This is a genomic window from Kineococcus glutinatus, from assembly GCF_039542765.1.
Lineage (GTDB): Bacteria > Actinomycetota > Actinomycetes > Actinomycetales > Kineococcaceae > Kineococcus_A > Kineococcus_A glutinatus.
This window is the reverse complement of the sequence record NZ_BAABIL010000363.1, coordinates 1-720: the sequence shown is the minus strand read 5'-3', so window position 1 is coordinate 720 and position 720 is coordinate 1. Positions and strand designations below refer to the sequence as shown.

The window sequence follows — 720 nt, the reverse complement described above, 5'->3', positions numbered from 1 at the left end:
CCCGGGACTACTCCGCCTACCGCGAGTACGCCCCCCGCTTCGTCTCCGAGTTCGGGTTCCAGGGGCCGCCGGCCTGGTCGACGCTCACCTCCGCCGTCCACGACACCCCGCTGGACCCGTACGGGCCGCAGATGCTCGTCCACCAGAAGGCCGACGAGGGCAACCTCAAGCTCGAGCGCGGCCTCGGCGAGCACCTGCCCCGCTGGCGCGACGTCGACGGGTGGCACTGGGCCACCCAGCTCAACCAGGCGCGGGCCATCGGCTTCGGCATCGAGCACTTCCGCAGCCTGTTCCCGCTGACCACCGGTGCGGTGGTGTGGCAGCTGAACGACGAGTGGCCCGTCGTGTCCTGGGCCGCCGTCGACTCCGCGGGCATCCGCAAGCCGCTGTGGCACGTGCTGCGCCGCGTCTACGCCGACCGGCTGCTCACCGTCCAGCCCCGCGACGGGTCCCCGGCCCTCGTGCTGCACAACGACAGCGACACCGCCTGGAGCGGGGAGGTCACCGTCGTGCGGGCCGGCACCGGCGCCGGCGGCGGGGAGCTGGCGCGGGAGGTCCTCCACCTGGAGGTCGGTCCCCGCGCGGCGGTCACCGCCGCCCTCGGGGACGTCGCGGTGCCCGGTGACGGCGCGGCGGAGTTCCTGCACGCCACCACCGCCGACCCCTCCGTCGCGGCCGCGTTCTGGTACTTCGCGGAGGACACCGCGCTGCGGCTGGCGG

At 74.9% G+C, this 720-nt stretch carries 1 pseudogene; it reads left to right on the top strand.

The features are described 5' to 3' along the window. Positions 1-720: pseudogene (locus ABEB16_RS13585) on the top strand (glycoside hydrolase family 2 protein); the annotation flags it as partial.